The organism is Hyphomicrobiales bacterium (genome assembly GCA_016125495.1).
In the GTDB taxonomy this organism is placed as follows: domain Bacteria; phylum Pseudomonadota; class Alphaproteobacteria; order Rhizobiales; family RI-29; genus RI-29.
In genome coordinates, this window is record WGLQ01000001.1 from 108283 (window position 1) to 132282 (window position 24000).

Below are 24000 nucleotides of genomic sequence, written 5' to 3' on the forward strand. Positions count from 1 at the left end.
CGAAATACCACGCGCCGCCACGTCAAGAACGTCGATTCTATAAGCAAAATCAATTGATTATCATGGGGTAATTTTTGCCTTCTGCGGGCCGGTGTGGTAAGTTGTTCGGGTCTCGGAACGTGCTCCACTCCCCTGCCGAGAGAGCCGTTTCGGGACCAACCCCCACACCGATCCTGGAGAGCAGATGACCGCACAATGTTCCGAGCGCATGATCCTCGACGGCCGCCTCGCCGCACTGACATGCGTCCCCCTGACGCCACTCATCGAGCAACACCAGCTCCCCATTTACAATCCCAACACTCTTTCGACCTGCCACTGGCGCGGCTACACCGGCACATGGGAGATCATCGACGGCCGGCTCCACCTCGTTCACATCAACGTCGGAGCCGGCAGCTGGGAGGCGCCGATGCCGCCGGACATGCTGGAGACCCTCCTTGCCGTCCTGCCCGGCAACCGCTTGCCGGCTCCGGCCACCTGGTTTTCGGGCACCCTCCACATCCCCATGGGCCGCAGGCTGCTCTATGCCCACATGGGCTTCGACAGCGTCTATTCGAAGGAACGGCGGATCGCGATCGAGGCGGGACGGGTCGCCTCCGATGAGATCGTGGACACCGGCGCCGAATTGCGGGCGGCGATCGCCGCCGAGGAGGCCTTGCGCGCCAAGCTGGACGTCGCGGAGCCGGGCGACGGACCGGCAGAAATCCCGGTCGCACCCCTCTACTGGCTGACGAAGGACGACGGAACCAGCGACGATGAGCCGAACGACCTCGGCCTCGAATGGCCGGCCGACTACGAGTGCCCGAAAGCGGCCTGACCGCGATGCGTGGGCCGGGCGAAGTGCACTTCGCCCGGCCCCGCGACAACAGGTGGGCTGTGCTAGCCACGCCGAAACAGCCGCGCGAACCAGTCCCGCAGCAATCCCCAGAGGAGGCCGATGGCGCTCGCCCCGCGCCCGGCCCCGCCCTCTACGGCCTCCCCCGCCAGCTTGTGATCGAGGTTGCTTGCGAAGGTTCCCGACATGCGCTTGACGAGGTCCGCAACCATGCCCGAGCGGCCGAACTGGGCCAGCGGACCGGTGAGCGCATAGTCCATGATCACATCGACCCGCGTCGCCGGTTGCCCGTCGCTGCCGTCCACGGCGGCAAGCGTGTAGGACATGCGCCCGCTGGTCGCAGAGCCGCTCTTTTGATCGCTGCCCCGCCCCTCGATGGTCGCCCGAAAGCGCTCCGGCTCGCGGGCGACACTTCCCTCTCCGGCAAAGCCGGCCGTGATCGGCCCGAGGCGAACATTGAAGCGACCGGCGACGTTCCCGTCCTCGTCGACCCGTTCGATAACGAGACCCGGCATACAGCTCGCCATCTCGCGCAGGTCCGACATGAGCGCCCAGACGTCGTCGCGCGGGTGCGGCAGCACGAAGGACTGGGCGAGCCGCGTGGCGCCTTCGTGTGCCTCGGGACGCGAGACCTCGACCGTGATCGCCGGGCGCGAGGCGCCGCCGCGTTGCGTGCTCGTTGCCGGCGGACGCTGCGACTTGGCCGGCTCACCAGGGCGATGCGATTGCTGCCCACCGACAGCCCGCTCGCCAGCCGTCGTAGCTCGAGGCCCCGGAGCAGGTCCGAGCGCCCGCTCGCTGGAGCGCACCGCCACGCCCTCGCGCTCACATTCCGCCATCACCCCCGCGATCGCCCGGGTGATGCCGACGTAACCCGTGCAGCGGCAGAGGTTGCCGCTCATTTCGTGGCGGATGTCGTCTCCCGAAAGTCCGCGCTTGCGCGTCACGAGATCACGGGCCGCGATGAGCATGCCAGGCGTACAGTAGCCGCACTGCAGCGCATGCTCCCCGCTGAAGGCCGCCCTGAGCCGGGCCATCAACCCATCGTCGTCGAAGCCCTCGATTGTGCGCACGCTGGCCCCGTCACACGCCACCGCATAGGTGATGCACGAGCGCACGATTTCCCCGTCGAGTTCGACCGTGCAGGCCCCGCATACCCCGTGCTCGCACCCGATATGCGTACCGGTGAGCAGGAGTTCATCGCGCAGTACGTCCGCGAGATGCGCGCGAGGTTCGACGTCGACACTGACGGGACGCCCGTTGACCGTGAGCTTGATCGCCGTCATGCGCGCCTCGCCATGTCCAGGGCCCGTGCGATCGCGGCGGCGTTGAGGGCGAGTTCGTAGTCGTCACGCGCCAGCCCGCGCCCGGTGAGCACCGCCTTGATGGCACCCCGGTCGCCCTGGCGGAGCCCCTCGGCATCCCCGGCCCCGAGTTCTCCCAGTTCCACGACGATCGGCCGGCCATCCGTCGCCCCCGCCACGAAACGCTCGATCCCGCGCTCGCGGTCCTCGAGATAAACCCCGATCGCATGCGCGAATTCGCCGGTCTTGCGGCAGATCTTGGCATAGCCCCAGCGCGCGCCACGCGAGAGCCGCGGCACGACGACCCCGGTCAGCATTTCGTCCTCCTCGAGCGCCGTCGACATCGCGCCGAGCATGAAGTCGGCAAGGCCCATGCGCCGCTCACCCGAGCCGCCATGCACGACGACCGCGGCATCCGCTGCAACGAGGCTCGACAGCCAGTCCGCCGCCGGATCCCCGTGCGCGAGGCTGCCACCGATGGTCCCGCGCGTGCGCACCGCCCGATATGCGATCCCCCGCGCGACGAAGCCGAGCAGTCCCTGGCAGGGATCCTCGATCAGCCCGTCCTCGATCGCGGCATGTGTCACGCAGGCCCCGATCAGCAGCGCCCGTCCGCCATCGATGGCCTCGACCCGCGTCAATTCGTCGATCCGCGTGATGTCGACCAACAGCGACGGCTGCACGAGACGCAGGTTGAGCATCGGCCCGAGCGTCTGGCCGCCCGCCATGACCTTGGCTCCGGCCCGGTCCGCGAGCAGCACTTGCGCCTCGGCCAGCGAGCCGGGGCGGACGTATTCGAAGGGAGCCGGCTTCATGGGGTGGCCCCTTTTCCTCGCCTCGCCGCCGCGAGCGCCTCGACGATCCTTCGCGGCGTCGCCGGAGTGACCGTGATTTCCACTCCCTCACCCACGAGTGCATCGTTGATGGCATTGACGATGGCTGCTGGCGGCGCGATCGCCCCGCCTTCCCCGAGCCCCTTCTGACCGAATGTCGTGTAGGGCGAAGGCGTTTCCATGTGCAGGATTCGCACCTCGGGCACCTCCGTCGGTCCGGGCAGGAGGTAATCCCCGAGCGTCGATGCGAGCGGCTGACCGCGGCTGTCGTAGGCCATCTCCTCATAGAGGGCCGTTCCGATGCCTTGCGCCGCGCCGCCCCAGATCTGGCCGTCGACGATCATCGGATTGACCAGCACGCCACCGTCCTCGACGATCACGTAGTCGACGATCGCGACCTCCCCCGTCTCCGTGTCGACGCTCACCACGACGGCATGGGCCGCATAGCTGAACGTTCCGGTGTCGCGCTTGGCCTTGTATCCGGCCGTCACCTCGAGCCCGGCCGGATCGACATCACCCGGCAGGTTCTGCGGGCGCCGGTACCAGGTTCGCGCGATCTCCCCGATCGAAATTTTTCCACCATTGCCGACGATGTGCCCGTTCTCGTAGCGCACGCTCGACGGGGCCGCCTGCAGCAGCTTGGCGCCGATCCCGAGCGCCCGCTCGCGCAGCTGCGAGCAGGCCTCCGCCACCGCGCCACCCGACATGATCATGCAGCGCGAGCCCCAGGTTCCCGTCGAATAGGGCGTCAGCGCCGTGTCGCCATGCACGAGCTTGATGTCCTCGTGGGCGAGACCGAGGACACTGTGCGCGACCTGCGAGAGCGTCGTCTCGAGGCCCTGGCCGTGGCTGTGCGCGCCGATCCTCAGCTCGAGCCCGCCGTCCGGCGTAAGGCGCGCCATGCACTGCTCGTAGCCGGGCACGAACGGGATGCCCCAGGATGCATAAACGCTCGTGCCGTGCCCCGCCTGCTCGGAATACATCGCGTATCCGACGCCGATCTTCTTTTCCTTCCCGAGCTTGGCGGACAACTCGGCCACCCGCTCCGGGCGGATCGCCGCCACCGCGCGGCGCAGCGCCTCGGGATAATCTCCCGAATCGAAATGCCGCTTGGCGATGTTGTCGAACGGCATCTGCTCGGGACGTACGAGGCTCTTGAGGCGAAGGTCGACCGGCGAGACCCCGGCCTCGCGCGCCAGTGCCTCGAGCGTCACCTCGAGCGCGAAGCAGACGCCGGTCCGCGCCACGCCCCGATAGGGCAGGATGGGCGGCTTGTTGGTCGCGACCGTATAGGTCCGGCAGCGATAGTGCGGAAAATCATAGAGCCCCGGCAGGATGCTGCCGACCTGGCCGGCCTCGAGGCAGGCCGAGAACGGATACGCGGAATAAGCTCCCGCATCCACCGTCGCCTCGGCATCGAGCGCGAGGAGCCGACCGTCGCTGTCGGCATAGGCCGTCAGCACGTAGTGGTGCTCGCGGCAGTCGGCCCCGTTGATGAGGCACTCGCGCCGATCCTCGAGCCACTTGAGCGGTCGCCCGAGGCGACGGGTCCCCCAGGCGAGCGCCACTTCCTCCGGCAAGAGGATGCCCTTGTAGCCGAACCCGCCACCGACATCCGGCGCGATCACCCGGATCTGCGCCTCCGTGAGATCCAGGCACTCGGCGAGGCCCGAGCGAACGAGATGCGACTGTTGCGTGGATGAAAAGACTTCGAGCTGACCGAGCCGCTCGCTCCAGTGCGCGACGACGCCGCGCCCCTCGAGCGGTGACATCGCCTGACGGGCGGTGCGCAGCTCGCGCGTCACCTTGTAGGCCGCCTTGCCGATCGCCGCCTCGAAATCGACATTGGCGTTGGTCGTCAGGAAGAGGTTGTCGCCCCACTCCTCGTGCAGTAGCGCACTGTCCGCCCGCCGGCCGGCCAGCATGTCCGTGACCGCGGGCAACTCCTCGTCGTCGATCACGATCTCGCCGGCGAGGTCCTCGGCGGCGGCGCGACTCTCGGCGACGCACATGGCGACGAGTTCGCCGACGTAGCGCAATTTGCCGTCGGCCAGGATCGGTTGGATCGACGATTTGAAGCCGGGCAACGCGGTGTCCGCACGGATCCCCGTCACACCAACGAGGTCTTGGGCGATGAAAACCCTGTCCCGCATCGCGGCGGGCACCCTGACCGCGTTGATGCGGGCGTGCGCCACGGGGCTTCTGAGGAAAGCGACGTGCAGCATGCCGGCCAGCGTGATGTCGCCGACGAACTGGCCGCGACCGCGCATGTAGCGGTCGTCTTCCTTGCGCCGCAGCCGCGCTCCGATCCCCTCACTCATGCTCGCGCGCCCAATGTTCACATCATACCAATGACAATACCATTGAGCTTAGAGGCTCGCGGGCCCGATCACAAGTCGTCCGACACGCAAACGGGCGGGCCGTCTAGCGATCCTGCGCCCGGTCCGCCGACAGCAATTCGACGTTGAGCCGTACACAGTCGCCCCGGTAGGTGATCTCGCCGACGTAGATCAGCACACCGTCCTCGTCCTCGACCACGCATCGCGCCTCGGCGGTCGGGGCATTGAGCGGAACGTTGAGGTAGCGGGCCGCCTCGACATCGGCGCCGCGCACCACGAAGGTTTGGTGGGCGCGCGACAGCTTGAGGCCCTTCATGCCCGCGATGACGGCCAGCGCGGCGCGGCTCGAAAAGAGTTGCGGCGCCCGGTCGTGGATGTGCTTGGCGATGTGGACCCGAGCGAAACCGTAGGATTCCTGACCTCGGCTCTGCACGCTGCGAATGTAGACATAGCTTTCCGCGTGCTCGCCATCGTCGTCCATGCGCACAGGAGGTCCACTCGGGCGTTGCTCGATGACCTGGAGCACGTTGTTCTTGATCGGCGCTATGAGGCTTTCCCAATCGGTCGCCAGCTGCAGCCAGCGATCGTCGACGATGGCACGCGTGACGAACGTGCCGCGACCTTGGAAAGCCTTGAGGATCCCCTCGTTCTGCAGCAGCTCGATCGCTTGGCGCACGGTCACTCGGGCAACGCCGATTTCCTTTTCCAGCTCCTCGAGCGTCGAGATTTTGTCCCCGACGGACCAGCTTCCGTCCTTGATGCGCTGGCGCAGCACCGATGCCACCTCGAGATAGCGCGGGACCCGGCTCGCCGGCACGGGCCGTTCGCCAGAAACCGATGTGCGTGCTGTCTTTCCCATGGTTCCATCCGAGATCGTCGCCGAGGCTCGTCGCCGCCGGTGATCGGCCGCGCAGCGGTTGTGGCCCAGGCGGCCGCGATCAGGCAAGTTGTCTTCCTTGCCGGACGGCTCGCGGCGGGTCAAGCTCGCCACCACGGTCCGTCGCACGGCCGGCGCGCGGCACGAACCATTGATCCGGTCTTACTAATGATGGAATTATTGGTTGACGTGCGTCGCCCCGGCGGTGCACTTTGGGATGCTCTTTTTCAGGATGGTCTCGCATGACGAAGCGCGTAAATCTCAATGCCGACATCGGCGAGGGCTGGGGTGCCTACCGCATCGGCAACGACGACGAACTGATGACGATCATCACCTCGGCCAATGTCGCCTGCGGCATGCATGCCGGCGACGCCAATTCGATGCGCCGGCTCTGCGCCCTGGCCCGCCAGAACGGGGTCAGCATCGGCGCGCATCCCGGATTCAACGACCTCTGGGGCTTCGGGCGGCGACAGATCCGCATGAGCGCGAACGATCTCGAGCATCTGGTCGCCTACCAGATCGGCGCCTTGCAGGCGATGGCCTGTTACGAGGGGTTGCGCGTCACCCACCTCAAGCCGCACGGCGCGCTCAACAACATGGCCGCCGAGGATGCCGGTTACGCCGAAGCCATCGGCCGCGCCATCAAGGTTGTCGATCCGAGCATCATATACGTGGCGCTTTCGGGCTCCGAAATGGCCAAGGCGGCCGCGAAGCTCGGCCTGAAGGTCGCGCGCGAGGGATTCTGCGACCGAAAGTACGACGATCACGGCAACCTCGCCTCGCGATCGATCAAGGGCACCGTGCTCAGCGATCCCGCCGCCGCCGCCGAGCAAACCGTTCGGATGGTCCTCGAAGGTGAAGTCATCAGCATGAGCGGCAAGCGCATCCGTCACGAGGTCGACACCATGTGCATCCACGGCGACGAGCCAACCTCGGTCGCCGTCGGGCGCGCGGTGCGCACGGCTCTGGAGACGGCGGGCGTTTCGGTTGTGCCACTGACCGAGATGGCGCTTTGAGCTGACCGTGGATCGTGACGGCGACGCCCGGATTGCCGGCGCTCGGCGGATGACCAAGACCGCGCACTTGCGGAACGAGTGAATTCCGCGTCATATGTTCGGACCGACAAGTTCGGACCGGCATGTAGTAACATGTCTTCGACGGGAGCCGAGATCAGGATGAGCGACAAACCGGTTGTGGCAGTTGTGGGTGGCACCGGCGCACTTGGCTCTGGCCTTGCGGGCCGGCTCGCCAAGGCCGGTTACGACGTCATCATCGGGTCGAGGTCGCCCGAAAGGGCCGCCGCCGCTGCGCAGGCCATGACCGGTGGCGCCGGCCGCCGCGTCTCCGGCGCGGGCAACGCCGACGCCGCCGCCCGTGCCGAGGTCGTTCTCCTCACGGTGCCGTGGGCCGACCAGCGTGCGACCCTCGAGGCGATCCGCCCCTCGCTCTCCGGCAAGTTGCTCGTCGACACGACGGTGCCGCTGGTGCCACCCCGCGTCGCCCGCGTGCAGCTTCCGCCCGAAGGGTCGGCCGCACTCGCCGCCCAGGCCCTGCTCGGTGCCGAGGCGCGGATCGTCTCCGCGTTCCACAACGTCGCCGCCCACAAGCTCCAGAAGGACATGGTCATCGAGTGCGATGTGCTGGTTTTCGGCGACAAGGCGGAGGATCGCGAAATCGTCGTTGCGATGGCCAACGCGATCGGCCTGCGCGGCCTGCATGCGGGACCGCTCGCCAACTCGGCCGCGGCCGAGGCCTTGACGTCGGTTCTGATTGGCATCAATCGCAACTACAAGGTCGATGGCGCGGGTTTGCGGATCACCGGCATCGCCGAAGCGTGAGCGCCACGATCCGCCTCGATGGGGCGGGGGGATTGCGAACGCCGTCGATGCTCGTCTCGGGCCGCGGACCCCCGACCGGGAAAGAGGACCATGCCGCCTTGCCGAGGCTGCCTGGAGTTTGGGGTCGAAGGCTGCGATGGCCGCCAACTCTCTGACCATAGAGGCGCTTGAGGGGCTCCCCGAGTTCAGGCCCGGGGTCGACCTCGCTGGAGAAATCGTCCGCGCTGCGCAGCGCCTCGCGAGCCCGCCGCAGGCCGGCGACGTCATCGTCGTGACCCAGAAGATCGTCTCCAAGGCCGAAGGGCGCTTCATCGATCTCGACACGCTCACCCCTTCACCCGAGGCCCGGCGCCTCGCCGCGTCGACGATGAAGGACCCGCAGTTCGTCGAGGCGGTGCTGATGGACACCCGCCGCGTCGTGCGAGCCGCCCCGAACGTCCTCGTGGTCGAAACGTCGCACGGCATCGTTCTCGCCAACGCGGGCCTCGACCAGTCGAATCTGCCGGCGGATGCGCACGAGGGGGCCGCCCGTCGCCGCGCCCTTCGACTTCCCGCCGACCCGGACGCCAGCGCAGCCCGCCTGCGCGAGGCGCTGGAGCGCGTCTTTCCCGCCCCCATCGGTGTGGTCGTCTCCGACAGCGTCGGCCGCGCCTGGCGCATCGGAACCGTTGGCCTTGCGATCGGCGTTTCCGGAATGCCTGCCCTTCTCGATATGCGTGGCATGCCCGACATGTCCGGACGCCGCCTCGAGGTCACCATGGTCGCGCTCGCCGATCAGGTCGCGGCGGCAGCCAACCTCGTCATCGGAGAGGCAGCCGAGGGCACGCCGGCGGCACGCGTTCGCGGCCTCGCCGTCGCCGGCGGCGATGGTCGGGCGCGCGATCTCCTGCGCCCCGCGAATGAGGACCTCTTTCGATGATCCCGCGCCCCGGCAATGGCGATCAGCCGTGCAAACCACCGGTGTCAGGCCCGCGCATCCTTGCACTTTCCGGCGGCATCGGCGGCGCCAAGCTCGCGCTCGGGCTCTATCGTCTCCTCGGCGAGCGGCTGACGGTCGTCGTCAACACCGGCGACGATTTCACCCATCTCGGCCTCGCCATCTCGCCTGATGTCGACACGACGCTGTACACCCTGGCCGACCTCGTCGATCCGGCAAAAGGCTGGGGGCGGCGTGACGAAACTTGGACCTTCATGAAGGTGCTGGGCGAACTCGGCGGACCGACCTGGTTCAACCTCGGGGACGGCGATCTCGCTCTCCACGTCGAGCGCACGCGCCGCCTTGCGGCCGGTGCCCGCTTGACCGACGTGACGGACGCGGTGCGCCAGCGCTTTGGCCTGTCCTGCCGCATCCTGCCGATGAGCGACGAGCCGGTCGCCACGCTCGTCGAGACGGACATCGGACCACTCGCGTTCCAAGAGTACTTCGTGCGCGAGCAATGCCGCCCGCGCCTTCGCTCGATCCGCTACGAAGGCGCCGATCGCGCCCGCGTGACCCCCGAGATCGCGGCCGCCATCGCCGACCCGGCACTCGGCGGGATCGTCGTTTGCCCCTCCAATCCCTACTTAAGCGTCGCGCCGATCCTGGCCGTGCCGGGCATGCGCGAACTGCTCGAAAGCGCCCCGGCCCCGGTTATCGCGGTGAGCCCGCTCGTTGCCGGCAAGGCGATCAAGGGCCCGACCGCCAAGATCATGGACGAACTCGGCCACGCAGCGAGTGCCGCGACGATCGCCAGCCACTACCGCGGCCTGATCGACGGCTTCATCGTCGATGAGGCCGACGCCGACCTCGTGGGCACTCTCGGCGTGCGCGGCATCGCGGCGAAGACGGTCATGCACGACGAGGCCGAAAAGATCGCGCTGGCCGAAGTGGCGATCCGGTACTGCCAGGAACTCCGCGAGCAGCGGGAGTGGGTGCGATGATTCCAGCGGGTGTCTGCGCCATCGTGCCGGTCAAGCGTCTGGACCGCGCCAAGCACCGGTTGGCAGCTCGGCTCACGCCGCCGCGCCGCCGCCGCCTCGTGCTGGCCATGCTGACGGACGTCCTTGCAACCCTGCGCCAGACCCCTGGCATTGCATGCGTCCTCGTCGTGACGCCCGATGGCGAGGTCGCGGACCGCGCGCGCTCGGCCGGCGCCGAGATCGTGCTCGAGGCGGCAGAGAGCGGTCTCAACCCCGCCATCGTCCGCGGTCTCGAGGTGGCGGCCGGACGCGGATGGCGTCATGCCCTGGTGCTTCCGGCCGACGTGCCGGCGGCAACGCCGCGCGACATCACCACGCTCTTGGACGCCGCGACCTCCGGCGACGATCTGGCCACGGTGATCGCACCGGCGAGCGATGGCGACGGAACGAATGCGCTGCTGCTGCACGCGCCGTTCGTCGTGGCGCCAGCATTCGGCCCTGCGAGCGCCGAACGCCACGCCGTGACCCTGCGAGCGGCCGGCCCAGTCCGGGTGCTGCGCAATTGCGGTGCCCTCGGCTTCGACGTCGATACGCCCGCCGACCTCGACCGGCTGCTCGCCGAGCCTCGTTGCGGCCCGCGCTACCGCCTGCTTCTCGACGAAGAGCCGGGCACGGTCCGCGCGCCGCATTCCCCTGTCATGGAGATCGAATGGTGATGGCAAGATCGGCGATGGAACGCGCACTCGCTGCGGCCGCCAACGGTGAGCTGCCCGCCGAGGACGATGCCCTGGCGCTTGCCGGCATGGAGGATCTCGGCCGCCTCCTCGCGCTCGCCGGGGACCTTACGCTCGCCGGTCATGGCCGCGGCGTCACATTCTCGCGCAACGTCTTCATACCGTTGACCATGCTCTGCCGCGACGTGTGCCACTACTGCACCTTCGCCAAGCCGCCCTCGCGCAGCGGAGCCGCGTATCTCTCCCTCGAGCGCATCCTCGAGATCGCCGAGAGGGGCGCCGCCGCCGGCGCCAGGGAAGCGCTGTTCACGCTCGGCGATCGGCCCGAAGCCCGCTACGCCACGGCTCGCCGGGCCTTGGACGCACTCGGCCACGGCTCGACCTTGTCCTACCTCGAGGAGACCGCGGGCCTCGTCCTCGAGCGCACCGGCTTGCTCCCCCACCTCAACCCCGGCCTCATGGACGACGCCTGGATCGCGCGCTTGCGCCGCGTTTCCGTCTCCATGGGGCTGATGCTCGAATCCTCGTCGGAGCGGCTCTGCGAGAAGGGCGGACCCCACCATGGCTCGCCCGACAAGCGCCCGGAACGCCGGCTCGCCACCATCGATGCGGCCGGCCGCGCGAGCGTTCCGTTCACCTCGGGCCTCCTTGTCGGCATCGGCGAGACGCGGCGCGAACGCATCGAATCGCTCCTGGCCCTGCGCCGTCTCCAGGTCGAGCACGGCCACATCCAGGAACTGATCATCCAGAATTTCCGCGCCAAGCCGGGCACCCGCATGGCAGGCGCCCCCGAGCCGAGCCTCGAGGACCAGCTCTGGACCATTGCTGTCGCGCGCATCGTGCTCGGCCCGAGAATGCACCTGCAGGCGCCACCCAATCTGCGGCCGGACGAACTCGCGCGCCTCATTGCCGCGGGCATCGACGATTGGGGCGGCGTCTCGGCCGTCACCCCCGACCACGTCAATCCCGAAGCCCCCTGGCCAGAGGTCGAGCGGCTCGCCCGCGAGACCGAGGCGGCGGGCCGCGAGCTGGTCGAACGTCTCGCCGTCCATGCCGAGCACGCCCGCGATCCCGAGCGCTGGCTCGATCCCGCGACGCGGCCGGCCCTGCTGCGCCAGTGCGATGGCATGGGCCTCGCCCGCGAGGACGCCTGGACCGCTGGCGCGTTGGCGGACCTGCCGAAGCTCGCGACCTCCGCGCTCGGCGTCTCGAAGCCCATCGCCGCGACGCTCGCCCGTCTCGAGGCCGGCGAGTGCGCGACCGAGAACGAGATCGAGGGCCTCTTCGAAGCACGCGGCGCCGACCTCGCGGCCATACTCTCGGCCGCCGATGCCCGCCGCGCCGCGCGCTCCGGCGACGTCGTCACCTACGTCGTCAATCGCAACATCAACTACACGAACATCTGCACCTACGGCTGCAAGTTCTGCGCTTTCTCGAAGGGCGCCCACACCCTCGGCCATCGCGACAAGCCATACGATCTGCCCCTCGCCGAGATCGTCGAGCGGAGCCGGCAGGCCGTTCAACGGGGCGCCACCGAGGTCTGCCTGCAGGGCGGCATCCGGCCCGGCTATACCGGCCACACCTATCGCGCCATCGTCGAGGCGATCCACGAGGCCCTGCCCGAGTTGCACGTGCACGCCTTCTCGCCGCTCGAGGTCTGGCATGGCGCGAGCACCCTCGCCATGCCGCTTGCCGACTACCTTTCGATGCTGCGCTCGGCCGGCCTTTCGAGCCTGCCCGGTACCGCGGCCGAGATCCTCGACGACGAGGTCCGCGCAATCCTCTGCCCGGACAAGATCGACACCGCCCAGTGGCTCGAAGTGATGCGCGCGGCGCATGGCGTCGGCTTGGCGAGCACGGCGACCATCATGTTCGGCCACGTCGACGGCTACCGCCACTGGGCCCGCCACCTCCTGCGGGTGCGCACGTTGCAGGCCGAGACCGGCGGTTTCACCGAGTTCGTGCCCTTGCCGTTCGTGCACATGGAGGCCCCGATCTATCTGAAGGGCCGCTCACGCAAGGGCCCGACCTGGCGCGAGGCGCTGCTGATGCACGCCGTCGCGCGCCTCGTCCTCGATCCGTTGATCACGAACATCCAGGCCTCGTGGGTCAAGATGGGACCGAACGGGGCGGCGGTGTGCCTTACAGCGGGCGCCAACGATCTCGGCGGCGTACTGATGAACGAGTCGATCACCCGCGCCGCCGGCGCCGCGCACGGCCAGGAGCTGGATGCCGCCGAACTCGAAAGGCTGATCCGGCGGGCCGGCCGAATCCCCCGCCAGCGGACGACACTCTACGGCGTGCCACCCGACACGCGCACGAAAGCGCACGAAGGCCAGCCGAACGAGGGCCGCGCGGTATCACCGGCGCTCGCTGCAGGCGGCCGTTGAGCCGGTCGCGGCGGGAGCTTGACACGAGGGCCGCCCGATCGCCGGATGACGTGGCCGGGACACGAAAACGCAAGCTGCCGATTGCGGCTTGCGTCCAATCATTCTATCGATAGTATTATCGGATGTTTGGTCGTCGAAGCCGACGCCTGGAGAGGGACGAGACTGCCATGGGTGCGTTCGATCTGCCGACCGGCGTCGAGAGTGCGAGCGTGCGCGGCAAGGCCGTCGCCAAGCTGCGCGAGCAGGGGGTCCGCCTGCCGACCTTCGCCGAGATCGCCGCGCCTCACACCGCTCCGGCAGCGAGCCGCGCCCGCCTCGCCAAGGTCGGCCCGGACGAGCCGGACGCCGCCAATCTCTATCGCGTCCACTGGTACAACGCCCTCGACAGGCGGGGCACGGTCGACGTTCCCTGCCACATCGAATTGCCACCCGAACTGACCGGTGTCGATGCCCGAATCGTCGTCGCCTTCGGCGCGCTGTTCCCGATGATCGGTGCCCACAAGGTGCTCGCCGCCTACGCCTGCCTCGCGCCGCTCCTCGTTTCCGGTCGTTTCGATCCCCTGGCGCAACGCGCGATCTGGCCATCGACGGGCAATTACTGCCGTGGCGGCATCGCCATCTCCCGCATCCTCGGCTGCCGCGGCGTGGCCGTGCTGCCGGCCGGCATGAGCCGCGAGCGTTTCGACTGGCTCGCCCGTTGGGCCGCATCGCCCGACGACATCGTGCGCACCCCCGGCACGGAGTCGAACGTCAAGGAGATTTACGACAAGTGCGCCGAACTCGATCGTGATCCCGCCAACGAGATCGTCAATCAGTTTTCGGCCTTCGCCAATTATCTCGGCCACTGGCGCTGCACCGGCCCGGCCCTCGAGGCCGTATTTCGCCACATCGAGCGCACCACACCCGGCCTCGATCTCGCTGGCTTCGTCTCGGCGAGCGGCTCGGCCGGTACCCTGGCGGCCGGCGACCACCTCAAGACCGCCTTCGGCACCCGCATTGCCGTCGTCGAGGCGGTGGAATGCCCGACGCTCCTCATGAACGGCTTCGGCGAGCACAACATCCAGGGCATCGGCGACAAGCACGTGCCGCTGATCCACAACGTCACCAACACCGACTTCGTGATCGGCGTTTCCGATCAGGCGACCGACGGCCTCAATGCGGTGTTCGCCACGTCCGAAGGCAAGGACTACCTGGCGCGCCGCCTCGACGTTCCCCGCGAAACCCTCGAGCGCCTCGGCCTCTTCGGTCTTTCGAGCATCGCCAACATGCTCGGCGCGATCAAGCTCGCCAAGCACCTCGGCCTCGGCCGCGACAGCGTCGTCATGACGATCGCCACCGATGGTGCGGACCTTTATGCGAGCGAACTCGAGCACTATCTTACCCGCCGCCAGAGCGGCGAGCGCCTGCAGCCCGAATTCGCGGCGGAAATCGTCTCCCGGCATCTCTGCGGCGCCGATACCGAACACGTCCTCGAGCTGACACAGCGCGAACGCGATCGTATTTTCAACCTCGGCTATTTCACCTGGGTCGAGCAGCAGGGCGTCGAACTCGAGGATTTCGAGCGTCGCCGCTCCCAATCCTTCTGGCGCGGCCTGCACGATCATGTCGCGCTCTGGGACGAGATGATCGTCGCCTTCAACCGCGACAGTGGCATGGACAGCGACTGAGACGGCTGGCGTTCCGGCCCCGAGCCGGACACAAGAGTGACGGGAAACGAGGAGAGCATCCCCCATGGCCGGCACCGGCGAGCTTGTCATCCCCTATGCCAAACTGCGCGAGCGCACCGCCGAGCGCGATCGCGGTTTGCGCGAAAAAGTCATGTCGCTCGAGGATGCCGCCGCCCTGGTCAAGGACGGCGACCATGTGGCGATTGGCGGGTGCACCGTTTCCCGCACGCCGATGGCCATGGTCTGGGCGTTGATCCGCGCCCGCCGTCGGGACCTCACCATCTCGCGCTCGATCACCTCGACCGAGGGCGACCTCTTTTATGCCTCCGGCGTCTCGCGGCACGTCATCACGAGCTGGTTCACCCAGGGCATCGTCTGGGGCGTCTCCAAGGTGATGCGCCACCACACGGAGAACAAACTGGCCCGCTACGACGAGTGGAGCCATATGTCGATCGGCCTGCGCTATCGGGCCGGCGCCATGGGCGTACCGTTCATGCCGACCCGCTCCATGGTGGGTTCGGGCGTCGCCGACCGCCTTGGCGACGAGGTCAAGACCATGACCTGCCCGTTCACCGGCGAGGAAATCACCCTCCTTCCCGCCCTCAATCCCGACGTCGCGCTCATCCACGTTCAGCGCTGCGATGCCTACGGAAATGCCCAGCTCGACGGCCTGCAGTTCATGGACATCGACATGGCGATGGCCGCCAACCGCGTCATTCTGACCACCGAGCGCATCGTCTCCAACGATCAGATTCGTCGCCAGCCCGACCAGACGCGCATCCCCTTCTTCACCGTCGACGCGGTCGTGGAGGTGCCCTACGGCTGCGCGCCGCACGAATGTTATGGCGTTTACGAGCCGTTCTTCGAGCATCTCGATCTCTATGCCGCCATGAGCGGCAAGGACCCGATCGCCGGCACCCGCGAGTATCTGGAGAAGTATTATTATGGTCCCGCCTCGTGGTCGGAATATCTGTCTCTCCTGGGCATGGAGGCGTTGCTCGATGCCAGCCGTCGCGGAAGGAGCGTGATCAATGACTGAGCAATCGGCGATGCGAACCGCTTTCACCGGCTCCGAGTTGCTGGCCGTCATGGCCTCCCGCCTGCTGCGCGACGGCCAGATCGTCTTTGCCGGCATCGGCATTCCGCTCCTGGCCGCCACCCTCGCCCAGCGAAATTTCGCCCCGCACCTCACCATCCTCTTCGAGGGCGGCACGATCGGTCCCTTCATCGTCCCCGGTGAGTTGCCGCCCTCGACCAACGAGCAGCGCTGCACGCGGCGCGCCAACATGGTCCTGCCGATCACCGACGTTCTCCTCCTCCTCCAGCGCGGCTATGTCGACGTCGGCTTCATGGGCGGCGCCCAGATCGACCGCTTCGGCAACCTCAATTCCTCCTACATCGGCGACGCCGCCAATCCGAAGATCCGCCTGCCCGGCACCGGTGGCGGCAACGATATCTCCTCCCTGACCAACATGATCGTCGCCATGAAGCACGAGAAGCGCCGCTTCGTGCGCGATGTCGATTTCATCACATCACCCGGCTGGATCGAGGGCCGCAACTCGCGCGCCGAGCGCGGCCTTCCCCAGGGGGGCATGTGGCGTGTCGTCACCGATCTCGCCATTCTCGGCTTCGAGGAGCGGACCCGCGAGATGCAGGTCCTCGCCCTCCACGAAGGTGTGACGCGCGAGCAGGTCCAGGACAACACCGGCTTCGATCTCACCTTCGCCGAGCGCCTCGAGACGACACCCCCACCGACCGCCGCCGAGTTGGCCGTGCTGCGCCATCTCGACCCCGAGCGCCTCTACACCGCCTGATCCCGGCCGCCAGGAGTTGAGTACCATGACGTCAACCACCAAGAAGCAGACCGTCTATGGCATCGCGATGCGCAACTTCACGCGCTATCCGGAGATGCCGGACGCGCGTGCGCTGATCGAGTACGGCGTGCGCATGGAGGAACTCGGTTTCGAGTCCATCTGGGCCTGGGATCATATCCTCCTCGGGGTCGACCCGAACTTTCCCATCCACGAGGCTCTTTTGATCCTCACGGCGGTCGCGGCGCGCACCACCCGCATCCGGGTCGGCACCGGCGTGCTCGTGATGCCGATGCGCAATCCCGTGATCCTCGCCAAGGAACTCGCCACCATCGACCACATATCCAACGGCCGCCTGCTCGTCGGCACCGCCGTCGGCTGGTACAAGCGCGAGTTCGACTCCCTCGGTGTCGACTTCACGAAGCGCGGCCGCATCATGGAAGAGAGCCTCGAGATCATCGATCGGCTCTGGACCGAGGAGCGTGTCGACGGCGAATACCCCCCCTACAATATTCGCGGGGCGGTGATGTACCCCAAGCCCCTCCAGAAGCCGCGCCCCCCGCTGCTCATCGGCGGCTATGTGGACGCCGTTCTCAAGCGTGCCGCCACCAAGGGCGACGGCTGGCTGACCTATTATTACACCGCCGAGAGCTTCGCCCGCACGTGGGCCCGCATTCGCGGGTTCGCCGAGGAGGCCGGACGCAACCCCGACGAGCTGATTTCCACCAACCAGCTCCCCATCGTCATCGGGCCGCGCGCCAAGGTCGAAGGACCGATGCGCGAATGGCTGCAAACCGAATGGGACTATGCGTCCTGGTCGGAGTCGACCATGGACAGCGCCATCATCGGAACGCCCGAGGAGTGTATCGAGCAGATCGAGGCTCACCTCGCGACTGGCATCGACCGCCTCATATTCGTTCCCTACCGTTACGAGAAGGAACAGGTCGACGCCCTTGCCCGCGACATCCTGCCGCGCCTTCGGGCACGCCAGGCCTGACGCACCGCGGGTCGCTCCAAGGCCGGACAGCCGGCCTTGCAACTCGTCGGAGGCGGGAATATGCTCCAGTCGTCCGATGTGCCTAAAATTAGAACAATAATCTACCGGGAGTAAGTTGCTTCACCTGACGGCTCAGGCCCTCAGGTCATCAAAGGGAGTGAAGCGAATGAGGAAGTCGGTTCTGCTGGCCAGCGCATTGGCAGCAATGATGCTCGCGGGTCCCGCCAAGGCCGAGGACACCATCAAGATCGGCGTCACCCAGCCGTTGACGGGCGCATTCGCGGCGTCCGGCAACTACGTCGCCGACGGGGCGCGCCTCGCCGCTGAAGAAATCAATGCCAACGGCGGTGTCCTCGGCAAGAAGATCGAGCTGATCATCGAGGACAACAAGTCGAACCCGACCGAGGCCGTCGCGACGGCCGAGAAGCTCATCGTGAGCAATGGCGTTCAGGTCATGATGGGCGCCTGGAGTTCGACGCTGACGCTCGCCGTCATGCCCAAGCTCATGGAATACCAGATCCCGATGCTGGTCGAGACCTCCTCGTCCGGCAAGATCACGACATCGGGCAACCCCTATATCTTCCGCATCAGCCCGACCTCCGAGATGGAAGCCCAGGCCTTCACGCCACTGGTCGCCAGCCTCGGCATCAAGAAGGCCGCGTTCCTTTCGACCAACAACGACTTCGGCCTCGGAGCCGCCGACAAGTTCGCCGCAATGCTCCAGAGCCAGGGCGTCGAAGTCGTGACGCGCGAGACGATGGACCCGAAGGCGACGGAGTTTTCCGCCCAGCTCGGCACCATCAAGGCCTCGGGCGCCGACACGGTGTTCGTGACCACCGCGGTCGAGCAGATCACGCTGATCCTGCGTCAGGCCAAGGACCTGCAGTTGACGGCCCGCATCATCACCACTGGCGGCTCGAACTCGCCCGACCAGCTGATCGCTCAGGCCGGCGCCGCGGCTGAGGGCTCCCACCACCTCGTCTTCTTCACGCCCTGGTTCCCGGACGCGGTCGCCAATCCGGACGTCGCCAAGACCTTCGTTGCGCGCTGGAACGCCAAGGGCCACAAAATCGGCGGCCTGACCGAGGGCTTCCGCGGCTGGGACGGCATCCACACCATCGTCGCCGCGATCTCGGCTGCCGGCAAGGTCGAGGCCGAGGCCATCCGCGCCGCGCTCTGGGGCGTGACGGTCAAGGGCATCAACGGCAACATCGCCTTCATCAAGCAAGGCCCCGCCGGTCAGGAGAGCGCCCAGAACGTGCCGAGCGTCTATCTCGTCAAGATCGAGGGCGGCAAGGTCGTTCGCGGCAACTGACGCCGCACCTGGGCCCATCCGGCTCCCCGTCGCCGTCGCAGGACGGATCGATGACGGAGCGGGAGCACGGCTGACGACGGACGGACCCGGCCGGCACGACCCTCGGCCGGGCAACCGAAAGGATCGAGGCGGCAGCGCCGACGCTGGCCTCTCGCCTCGGTCCCCTCCTCGATGACCTCGCCGCTCATGTGGCGCGGACCCTTGCGCCGAGCACCTTCCGGCATCCCTTCACCATGAGACACGGCTGGTCGCCGCCGTGAGGTCAGATCGCACATGGATCAATTCCTCCAGCATGTCGTCAACGCGCTCATCCTGGGCGGCACGTATGCCCTCCTCGGGATCGGACTGACGCTGATTTTCGGCATCATGCGCGTCGTGAATTTCACCCACGGCGAACTCTACGCGTTCGGCGCCTATATGATGTACATGCTCGTCATGGTGCTCGGGCTGAACTTCTTCGTTTCCCTCGGGCTTGCCATCGTGCTCGGCATCCTTCTCGGCGCCGCGATCCAGTTCATTCTCTTGCGCAAGCTGCGTGACGCCGACATCGACACCACCATGCTCGTGATGATCGGCGCCTGGATCACGCTGCAAAACACCGAGCAGTTGATATGGAGCGGCGTCGCCAAGTCCATCGACAACCCGTTCCCCGACTCGCCACTTGTGATCGGCGCCGTCTCGGCATCCTGGACCCGCATTTTCGTCCTCATCGTCGCTCTCGCACTGATCGCCGGGAGCTACGCGCTCATCAACCGGACAAAACTCGGCAAGGCGATGCGCGCCACGTTCCAGGACCGTGAGACCGCGGCGCTGATGGGTGTCAACATCAACGCCATCCACATGGCGACGTTCGCGCTCGGCTCGGGCCTTGCCGCCGCCGCCGGCGCCCTTCTCGGCCCGGTCTTCGTGGTCTACCCGACCATGGGCGACCTCGCCTCGCTCAAGGCCTTCGCGATCGTCATCCTCGGAGGCCTCGGCAACATCGCCGGCGCCACCATCGGCGGCTTCATCCTCGCCTTCATGGAGGAGTTGGGCGCCGGCTACATTTCCTCCGGCTATCGCGACGCGATGGGCTTCCTGCTCATCATCGTCATCCTCCTCTTCAAGCCGACCGGGCTGTTTGCACGCAAGGAGCGCATCGGGTGAAGCGCCTCGCCATCATCGCCCTTCTGGCATTCCTGTTCTCGGTTCCCATGTGGCTGAAGGACTTCTACGTCCTGCACGTCCTCATCACGACCGGGATTTTCATCATCGCGGCCATGAGCCTCAACCTGCTGCTCGGCTACACCGGCCAGCTGAGCCTCGGCCACGTCGCCTTCTTCGGCATCGGCGCTTATGTCTCCAGCCTCGTGTCGCTCGGCTTTGAGATAAACGTCGCCGGCATTCCGATAGGGATCACGCCGAAGCCCGTCTGGTTCGCCATGTTGTGGGCTGTGGTCGTGGCCGGCCTCTTCGGCTGGATCATAGGCCGCATCTCGTTCAAGGTCCGCGGCGCCTACTTCGTCATCGTCACGGTCAGTTTCGCCGAGGTCGTCCGCCTCGTCGCGCTCAACTGGGTCGAGCTGACGCAGGGACCGATGGCCCTGAACAATATTCCCCACCTTCAGCTCGGCGATCCAGCGACCGGCTGGGTCGTTTCCTTCCTGCGCAAGCCGCAGAGCTACTATCTGATGCTGGTGTTCGCGATCGTGACCTACATCGTCATCGCGCGCCTCGTCGATTCCCGCGCCGGCCGCGCCATGATCGCGCTGCGCGAGAACGAGCCGCTGGCAACCTCCGTCGGCATCGACGTCACGCGCTATCTGGTGCTCGCCACGGCGGTATCGGCCGGCATCGCCGGGGCGGCGGGCGCGCTCTATGCCCACTACATCCGCATCGTCGACCCCGACGTTTTCCTCTTCATCTACACGGTGACCATGGTGATCATGGTGATCACGGGCGGCAAGGGCACGCTCGCGGGCCCGATCGTCGGTGGCGCCCTGTTCGGCCTCTTCCCGGAGGTCCTGCGCAGCATGTCGGTGCAGCCCGAGGTGCAGTGGATCGTCTATGGCATCCTGATGATCCTCGTCGTCTACTTCCTGCCCGAAGGGATCGTGCCCGCGGTGAGCCGCTGGTGGCGCTCGTATTTCGCCTCCAGCCCGCCTGACATCGGCGTCGCCGCGCCCGCCGGCGAGGGAATGGAAACACGCCGGGGGAGGAGCTGATGACGACCGACGTGAACAGGCCCAAGGCGCTCACCGTCGACGCTCTTTCGATCCGCTTCGGTGGCCTCCTCGCCGTCGAGAGCATGACCTTCCACGTCCACGAGGGTGAGGTCCTCTCCCTCATCGGTCCGAACGGCGCCGGCAAGACCTCCGCCTTCAACGCCATCACCGGCTACGTGCCGGCCAGCTCCGGCGAGATCCGCTATCGCGGCCAGCTCCTCAACGGTCTCAAGCCGCACCAGATCGCCGCCCTCGGCGTCGTGCGGACTTTCCAGAAGACGAGCGTCTTTGCCGGCCAGACCGTGCTCGACAACATCCTCGTCGGCCTCCACTTGCGCTCGCGCCAGAGCACCTGGGCCATCATTCTCGGCCTCGGTTCGGTCGCCAGGGAGGAGCGCGAACTGCGCGACCTCGCCCGCGAGACACTCGCCATCGTCGGCCTCGATCACCGGCGCGGCGAGATCGCCGGCTCGCTGGCCTACGGGGAATTGCGCCTGCTCGAGGTGGCGATCGCGCTCGCGGCCGGACCCACGTTGCTCCTGCTCGACGAGCCCGTGTCCGGCATGAATCCGGCCGAGACGGCGAGTTTCATGCAGATCGTGCATCGCCTGCGCGAACGCGGGCTGACGATCCTCATGGTCGAACACGACATGAAGATGGTGATGGGCGCTTCGGACCGGATCGTGGTCCTCAACCAGGGCCACATCATCGCCGATGGGCCGCCGGATGCGATCCGCCGCAATCCCGAGGTCATCCGCGCGTATCTCGGCGAGAGGTTTGCCGATGCTCACAGTTGAAGGACTGGTTTGCCGCTACGGCAAGATCGAGGCTGTCCGCTCCATCTCGCTCGAGGTGGGCAAGGGCGAACTGGTCAGCCTCATCGGTGCCAACGGCGCCGGCAAGACGACGACGCTGAAGGCCATTTCCGGACTGCTGCCGCCGGTATCCGGGCGCATCCTCTTCGAGGGGGAGGACATCACCCGCCGCTCCGCCCGCGACATCCTGCGGCTCGGCATCGCCCATTGCCCGGAGGGCCGGCGCGTCTTTCCGTACATGACCGTTCGCGAGAACCTCGAGATGGGCTGCTACCTGCGCAACGACAGTGCGGGCATCCAGAGCGATCTCGATCGCCTCTATGAGCGCTTCCCCATTCTCTTCGAGCGGCGCGACCAGGCCGCCGGCACGCTCTCGGGCGGCGAGCAGCAGATGCTGGCCATTTCGCGCGCGCTGATGTCGCGTCCCAAGCTCGTTCTCTTCGACGAGCCCTCGCTCGGTCTCGCGCCCAATCTGGTCGAGCGCACCTTCGAGATCGTCGCCGGCATCCGGGCCGAGGGAACGACGGTGATCATGGTGGAACAGAACGCCTTTGCCGCCCTCGAACTCTCGACGCGCGCCTACGTTCTCGAGCAGGGTCGCGTCGCGCTGACCGGGACCGGCAAGGAGTTGCTCGGCAATCCGCATGTCCAGGAGGCCTATCTCGGCGGCTGACGGGGCTGGGCGTCGCATGGACCGATCGGCCCGATCGGCGCGGTCCAGCTCGAGCGGGCCGGCCCGGGCATGGCGGCACAATCCGAGCGTTGCCCCTCGCCGGTGCTTCGGTTATGGTCGGCCCCGTGGATGGGGTCCGGCAGGGCCGGTCCCGTCGCGACCCGTCCGGCGCCTTCTCCAGTGCGCGCCGCCGGCCGGCACCCGTAGCTCAGCTGGATAGAGCGCTGCCCTCCGAAGGCAGAGGTCAGAGGTTCGAATCCTCTCGGGTGCGCCACCAACAAGCTGGCCGCTTGCTTTTTTCCTGCTCACTCCCCTTACTGGCCGTCAGATAATAATCGTACACCCATCCAGCGCACTGCTGCCGCGAATATTGGAATTCACCGTTTCCCACCGTGCTGTGGTCAGTAGAGACGCGCCTCCGTCACGCTGTTTGCAGCAGCAAATTGGACAAAAGTCCTTCCGATGGGTGTGATGGCATAGCGACCTTGTTCATCCATTGCTATCAACCGCTGATCCCGCAAGAAGGCGACCCAACTCAGAAAATCCAATGGATTTGCTTCCCGCCCGTCGGCAAACACGCGAACTTCGTGCTCAGCGTGAAGCCGTTGAAGTGCTTCAGCTGGTAGCGCAGCGCTTGCAGCTATTTCCCTTAGAGCCGCAACTTGGGTCCCAAAGATCTGGCGGCCAATATTGCTGAAGTCGTTGTACCGATTGCTCCACGCCAATTCACGTATCAGGCGATCTTTCAGATCCGGCGCGTTGCTCAAGTTTTTCCTCTGGATAAGTTCCTGGATTGGCTCGATCCAGGGCCGCAGCGTTGGATCATCCGGAAGTGGGTCCGTCTCGAGCGCCTTTCCCACATCCTCCTTCTTTTGTGACACTTCCACTACCACGCCTTGGTGACCGACCGGATCCTGGAATTCCAGTGGGCCGGCTTTCTTGAGGCGACCGGCCATGCCGGAAAAAGAGCTGAGGAAAGACTTGATCTCATCGCGAAAAAAAAGCGCGATGCCAATCACTACGGCGGGCCAAGCCAGGTAACCAATAAGATCAACCACTGTATTCACTACTGCCATGTAAGCCACCTCTTCGTTGGACGGGGCCAGTGAAAGCGCGACATGTATAATTGGCGGTGAGCACTTGGTGAGTAGATGCAAAGCTTTCAAGGTGTGGTCGCAAGTGTACAAGGCGCTGTGGATCACCATAAGAATTGTCCCATCGCTTTAATCACACTGGTGTTCGCCCTGTCATTCAATTCGGAGTGCATGATTTCAAATTAGAATCAGAAGCTTAGACTCTTAGTGATTCGCAGAATTATGGGGTTGGACTTAAACGACCGGGCACATCCCTGACAATTTGGACCGACAGCATCCCTGACACTGCTAGGCGTCTTCCTTAGCCGGTTCCGGCGCCGAGCGCAGCCGCGCACGCGGCGGAGCGAAGCGGTGGAACCGGCCAACGCGATCGACGAC

At 66.6% G+C, this 24000-nt stretch carries 19 protein-coding genes, 1 tRNA gene and 1 pseudogene; 16 read left to right on the forward strand and 5 right to left on the reverse strand.

From position 1 onward, the window contains the following. Positions 1 to 871: 871 nt before the first annotated feature. The 4 genes and pseudogenes from GC150_00480 to GC150_00495 all read right to left on the reverse strand — a co-directional run bounded on the left by GC150_00480 (position 872) and on the right by GC150_00495 (position 6167). A pseudogene (locus GC150_00480) lies at positions 872 to 2118 on the reverse strand (2Fe-2S iron-sulfur cluster binding domain-containing protein). Continuing rightward, complete coding sequence (locus GC150_00485; protein MBI1383375.1) at positions 2115 to 2951, reverse strand: carbon monoxide dehydrogenase; 837 nt, start codon at positions 2949 to 2951, stop codon at positions 2115 to 2117. The pseudogene GC150_00480 and the gene GC150_00485 overlap by 4 nt, the downstream one beginning before the upstream one ends. Next, entirely contained in the window at positions 2948 to 5290 is a 2343-nt protein-coding gene (locus tag GC150_00490) for a molybdopterin-dependent oxidoreductase (GenBank protein MBI1383376.1), read from the reverse strand. The genes GC150_00485 and GC150_00490 overlap by 4 nt, the downstream gene beginning before the upstream one ends. Positions 5291 to 5393: 103 nt before the next feature. Further along, on the reverse strand, positions 5394 to 6167 hold the full coding sequence (locus GC150_00495; protein MBI1383377.1) for a GntR family transcriptional regulator: 774 nt from the start codon (positions 6165 to 6167) through the stop codon (positions 5394 to 5396). A 260-nt stretch (positions 6168 to 6427) separates the two neighbouring features. Here GC150_00495 and pxpA point away from each other — a divergent pair, with 260 nt between their 5' ends. The 16 genes from pxpA to GC150_00575 all read left to right on the forward strand — a co-directional run bounded on the left by pxpA (position 6428) and on the right by GC150_00575 (position 22802). Next, positions 6428 to 7201 carry a 5-oxoprolinase subunit PxpA gene (gene pxpA, locus GC150_00500; protein ID MBI1383378.1) on the forward strand — a complete coding sequence of 258 codons (774 nt, stop codon included), beginning with the start codon at positions 6428 to 6430 and terminating at the stop codon, positions 7199 to 7201. 159 nt (positions 7202 to 7360) lie between these two features. Beyond that, positions 7361 to 8023, forward strand: coding sequence for an NADPH-dependent F420 reductase (gene npdG / locus GC150_00505; protein MBI1383379.1), 663 nt, complete (start codon positions 7361 to 7363; stop codon positions 8021 to 8023). 136 nt (positions 8024 to 8159) lie between these two features. Then, positions 8160 to 8942, forward strand: coding sequence for a coenzyme F420-0:L-glutamate ligase (gene cofE / locus GC150_00510; protein MBI1383380.1), 783 nt, complete (start codon positions 8160 to 8162; stop codon positions 8940 to 8942). Positions 8943 to 8983: 41 nt separating this feature from the next. Beyond that, positions 8984 to 9943 carry a 2-phospho-L-lactate transferase gene (locus tag GC150_00515; protein ID MBI1383381.1) on the forward strand — a complete coding sequence of 320 codons (960 nt, stop codon included), beginning with the start codon at positions 8984 to 8986 and terminating at the stop codon, positions 9941 to 9943. Then, positions 9940 to 10638 carry a 2-phospho-L-lactate guanylyltransferase gene (gene cofC, locus GC150_00520; GenBank protein ID MBI1383382.1) on the forward strand — a complete coding sequence of 233 codons (699 nt, stop codon included), beginning with the start codon at positions 9940 to 9942 and terminating at the stop codon, positions 10636 to 10638. Before GC150_00515 ends, cofC begins: the two co-directional genes overlap by 4 nt. 14 nt (positions 10639 to 10652) lie before the next feature. Then, a complete protein-coding gene (gene cofH / locus GC150_00525; GenBank protein MBI1383383.1) occupies positions 10653 to 13046 on the forward strand; it encodes a 7,8-didemethyl-8-hydroxy-5-deazariboflavin synthase subunit CofH in 2394 nt (797 codons plus the stop codon). Positions 13047 to 13213: 167 nt separating this feature from the next. Beyond that, entirely contained in the window at positions 13214 to 14713 is a 1500-nt protein-coding gene (locus GC150_00530) for a pyridoxal-phosphate dependent enzyme (GenBank protein MBI1383384.1), read from the forward strand. Between the two features lie 64 nt (positions 14714 to 14777). Then, positions 14778 to 15752 carry a CoA transferase subunit A gene (locus GC150_00535; protein ID MBI1383385.1) on the forward strand — a complete coding sequence of 325 codons (975 nt, stop codon included), beginning with the start codon at positions 14778 to 14780 and terminating at the stop codon, positions 15750 to 15752. Further along, positions 15745 to 16527 carry a 3-oxoadipate--succinyl-CoA transferase subunit B gene (locus GC150_00540; GenBank protein ID MBI1383386.1) on the forward strand — a complete coding sequence of 261 codons (783 nt, stop codon included), beginning with the start codon at positions 15745 to 15747 and terminating at the stop codon, positions 16525 to 16527. The genes GC150_00535 and GC150_00540 overlap by 8 nt, the downstream gene beginning before the upstream one ends. 25 nt (positions 16528 to 16552) lie before the next feature. Next, positions 16553 to 17521, forward strand: coding sequence for a TIGR03619 family F420-dependent LLM class oxidoreductase (locus GC150_00545; protein ID MBI1383387.1), 969 nt, complete (start codon positions 16553 to 16555; stop codon positions 17519 to 17521). Positions 17522 to 17687: 166 nt separating this feature from the next. Continuing rightward, a complete protein-coding gene (locus GC150_00550; GenBank protein ID MBI1383388.1) occupies positions 17688 to 18836 on the forward strand; it encodes an ABC transporter substrate-binding protein in 1149 nt (382 codons plus the stop codon). A 273-nt stretch (positions 18837 to 19109) separates the two neighbouring features. Then, complete coding sequence (locus GC150_00555) at positions 19110 to 19982, forward strand: branched-chain amino acid ABC transporter permease (GenBank protein MBI1383389.1); 873 nt, start codon at positions 19110 to 19112, stop codon at positions 19980 to 19982. Between the two features lie 47 nt (positions 19983 to 20029). Then, a complete protein-coding gene (locus GC150_00560) occupies positions 20030 to 21040 on the forward strand; it encodes a branched-chain amino acid ABC transporter permease (GenBank protein ID MBI1383390.1) in 1011 nt (336 codons plus the stop codon). Further along, positions 21040 to 21837 (forward strand): ATP-binding cassette domain-containing protein, encoded by a 798-nt coding sequence (locus GC150_00565; protein ID MBI1383391.1) that lies wholly within the window; start codon positions 21040 to 21042, stop codon positions 21835 to 21837. The genes GC150_00560 and GC150_00565 overlap by 1 nt, the downstream gene beginning before the upstream one ends. Beyond that, positions 21824 to 22528: an ATP-binding cassette domain-containing protein gene (locus GC150_00570; protein ID MBI1383392.1), complete on the forward strand. Its 705-nt coding sequence runs from the start codon at positions 21824 to 21826 to the stop codon at positions 22526 to 22528. Before GC150_00565 ends, GC150_00570 begins: the two co-directional genes overlap by 14 nt. A 197-nt stretch (positions 22529 to 22725) precedes the next feature. Continuing rightward, a tRNA-Arg gene (locus tag GC150_00575) sits at positions 22726 to 22802 on the forward strand. A gap of 127 nt (positions 22803 to 22929) precedes the next feature. Here the strand turns inward: GC150_00575 and GC150_00580 are convergent. Then, positions 22930 to 23604 (reverse strand): hypothetical protein, encoded by a 675-nt coding sequence (locus GC150_00580; protein ID MBI1383393.1) that lies wholly within the window; start codon positions 23602 to 23604, stop codon positions 22930 to 22932. Positions 23605 to 24000: the final 396 nt, after the last annotated feature.

Excerpts from the sequence above, each read along its gene's own strand:
- GC150_00485 (MBI1383375.1), bottom strand. The coding sequence starts at position 2,951 with ATGAAGCCGGCTCCCTTCGAATACGTCCGCCCCGGCTCGCTGGCCGAG.
- GC150_00490 (MBI1383376.1), bottom strand. The coding sequence starts at position 5,290 with ATGAGTGAGGGGATCGGAGCGCGGCTGCGGCGCAAGGAAGACGACCGC.
- GC150_00495 (MBI1383377.1), bottom strand. The coding sequence starts at position 6,167 with ATGGGAAAGACAGCACGCACATCGGTTTCTGGCGAACGGCCCGTGCCG.
- pxpA (MBI1383378.1), top strand. The coding sequence starts at position 6,428 with ATGACGAAGCGCGTAAATCTCAATGCCGACATCGGCGAGGGCTGGGGT.
- npdG (MBI1383379.1), top strand. The coding sequence starts at position 7,361 with ATGAGCGACAAACCGGTTGTGGCAGTTGTGGGTGGCACCGGCGCACTT.
- cofE (MBI1383380.1), top strand. The coding sequence starts at position 8,160 with ATGGCCGCCAACTCTCTGACCATAGAGGCGCTTGAGGGGCTCCCCGAG.
- cofC (MBI1383382.1), top strand. The coding sequence starts at position 9,940 with ATGATTCCAGCGGGTGTCTGCGCCATCGTGCCGGTCAAGCGTCTGGAC.
- cofH (MBI1383383.1), top strand. The coding sequence starts at position 10,653 with ATGGAACGCGCACTCGCTGCGGCCGCCAACGGTGAGCTGCCCGCCGAG.
- GC150_00530 (MBI1383384.1), top strand. The coding sequence starts at position 13,214 with ATGGGTGCGTTCGATCTGCCGACCGGCGTCGAGAGTGCGAGCGTGCGC.
- GC150_00535 (MBI1383385.1), top strand. The coding sequence starts at position 14,778 with ATGGCCGGCACCGGCGAGCTTGTCATCCCCTATGCCAAACTGCGCGAG.
- GC150_00540 (MBI1383386.1), top strand. The coding sequence starts at position 15,745 with ATGACTGAGCAATCGGCGATGCGAACCGCTTTCACCGGCTCCGAGTTG.
- GC150_00545 (MBI1383387.1), top strand. The coding sequence starts at position 16,553 with ATGACGTCAACCACCAAGAAGCAGACCGTCTATGGCATCGCGATGCGC.
- GC150_00550 (MBI1383388.1), top strand. The coding sequence starts at position 17,688 with ATGAGGAAGTCGGTTCTGCTGGCCAGCGCATTGGCAGCAATGATGCTC.
- GC150_00555 (MBI1383389.1), top strand. The coding sequence starts at position 19,110 with ATGGATCAATTCCTCCAGCATGTCGTCAACGCGCTCATCCTGGGCGGC.
- GC150_00560 (MBI1383390.1), top strand. The coding sequence starts at position 20,030 with ATGTGGCTGAAGGACTTCTACGTCCTGCACGTCCTCATCACGACCGGG.
- GC150_00565 (MBI1383391.1), top strand. The coding sequence starts at position 21,040 with ATGACGACCGACGTGAACAGGCCCAAGGCGCTCACCGTCGACGCTCTT.
- GC150_00570 (MBI1383392.1), top strand. The coding sequence starts at position 21,824 with ATGCTCACAGTTGAAGGACTGGTTTGCCGCTACGGCAAGATCGAGGCT.
- GC150_00580 (MBI1383393.1), bottom strand. The coding sequence starts at position 23,604 with ATGGCAGTAGTGAATACAGTGGTTGATCTTATTGGTTACCTGGCTTGG.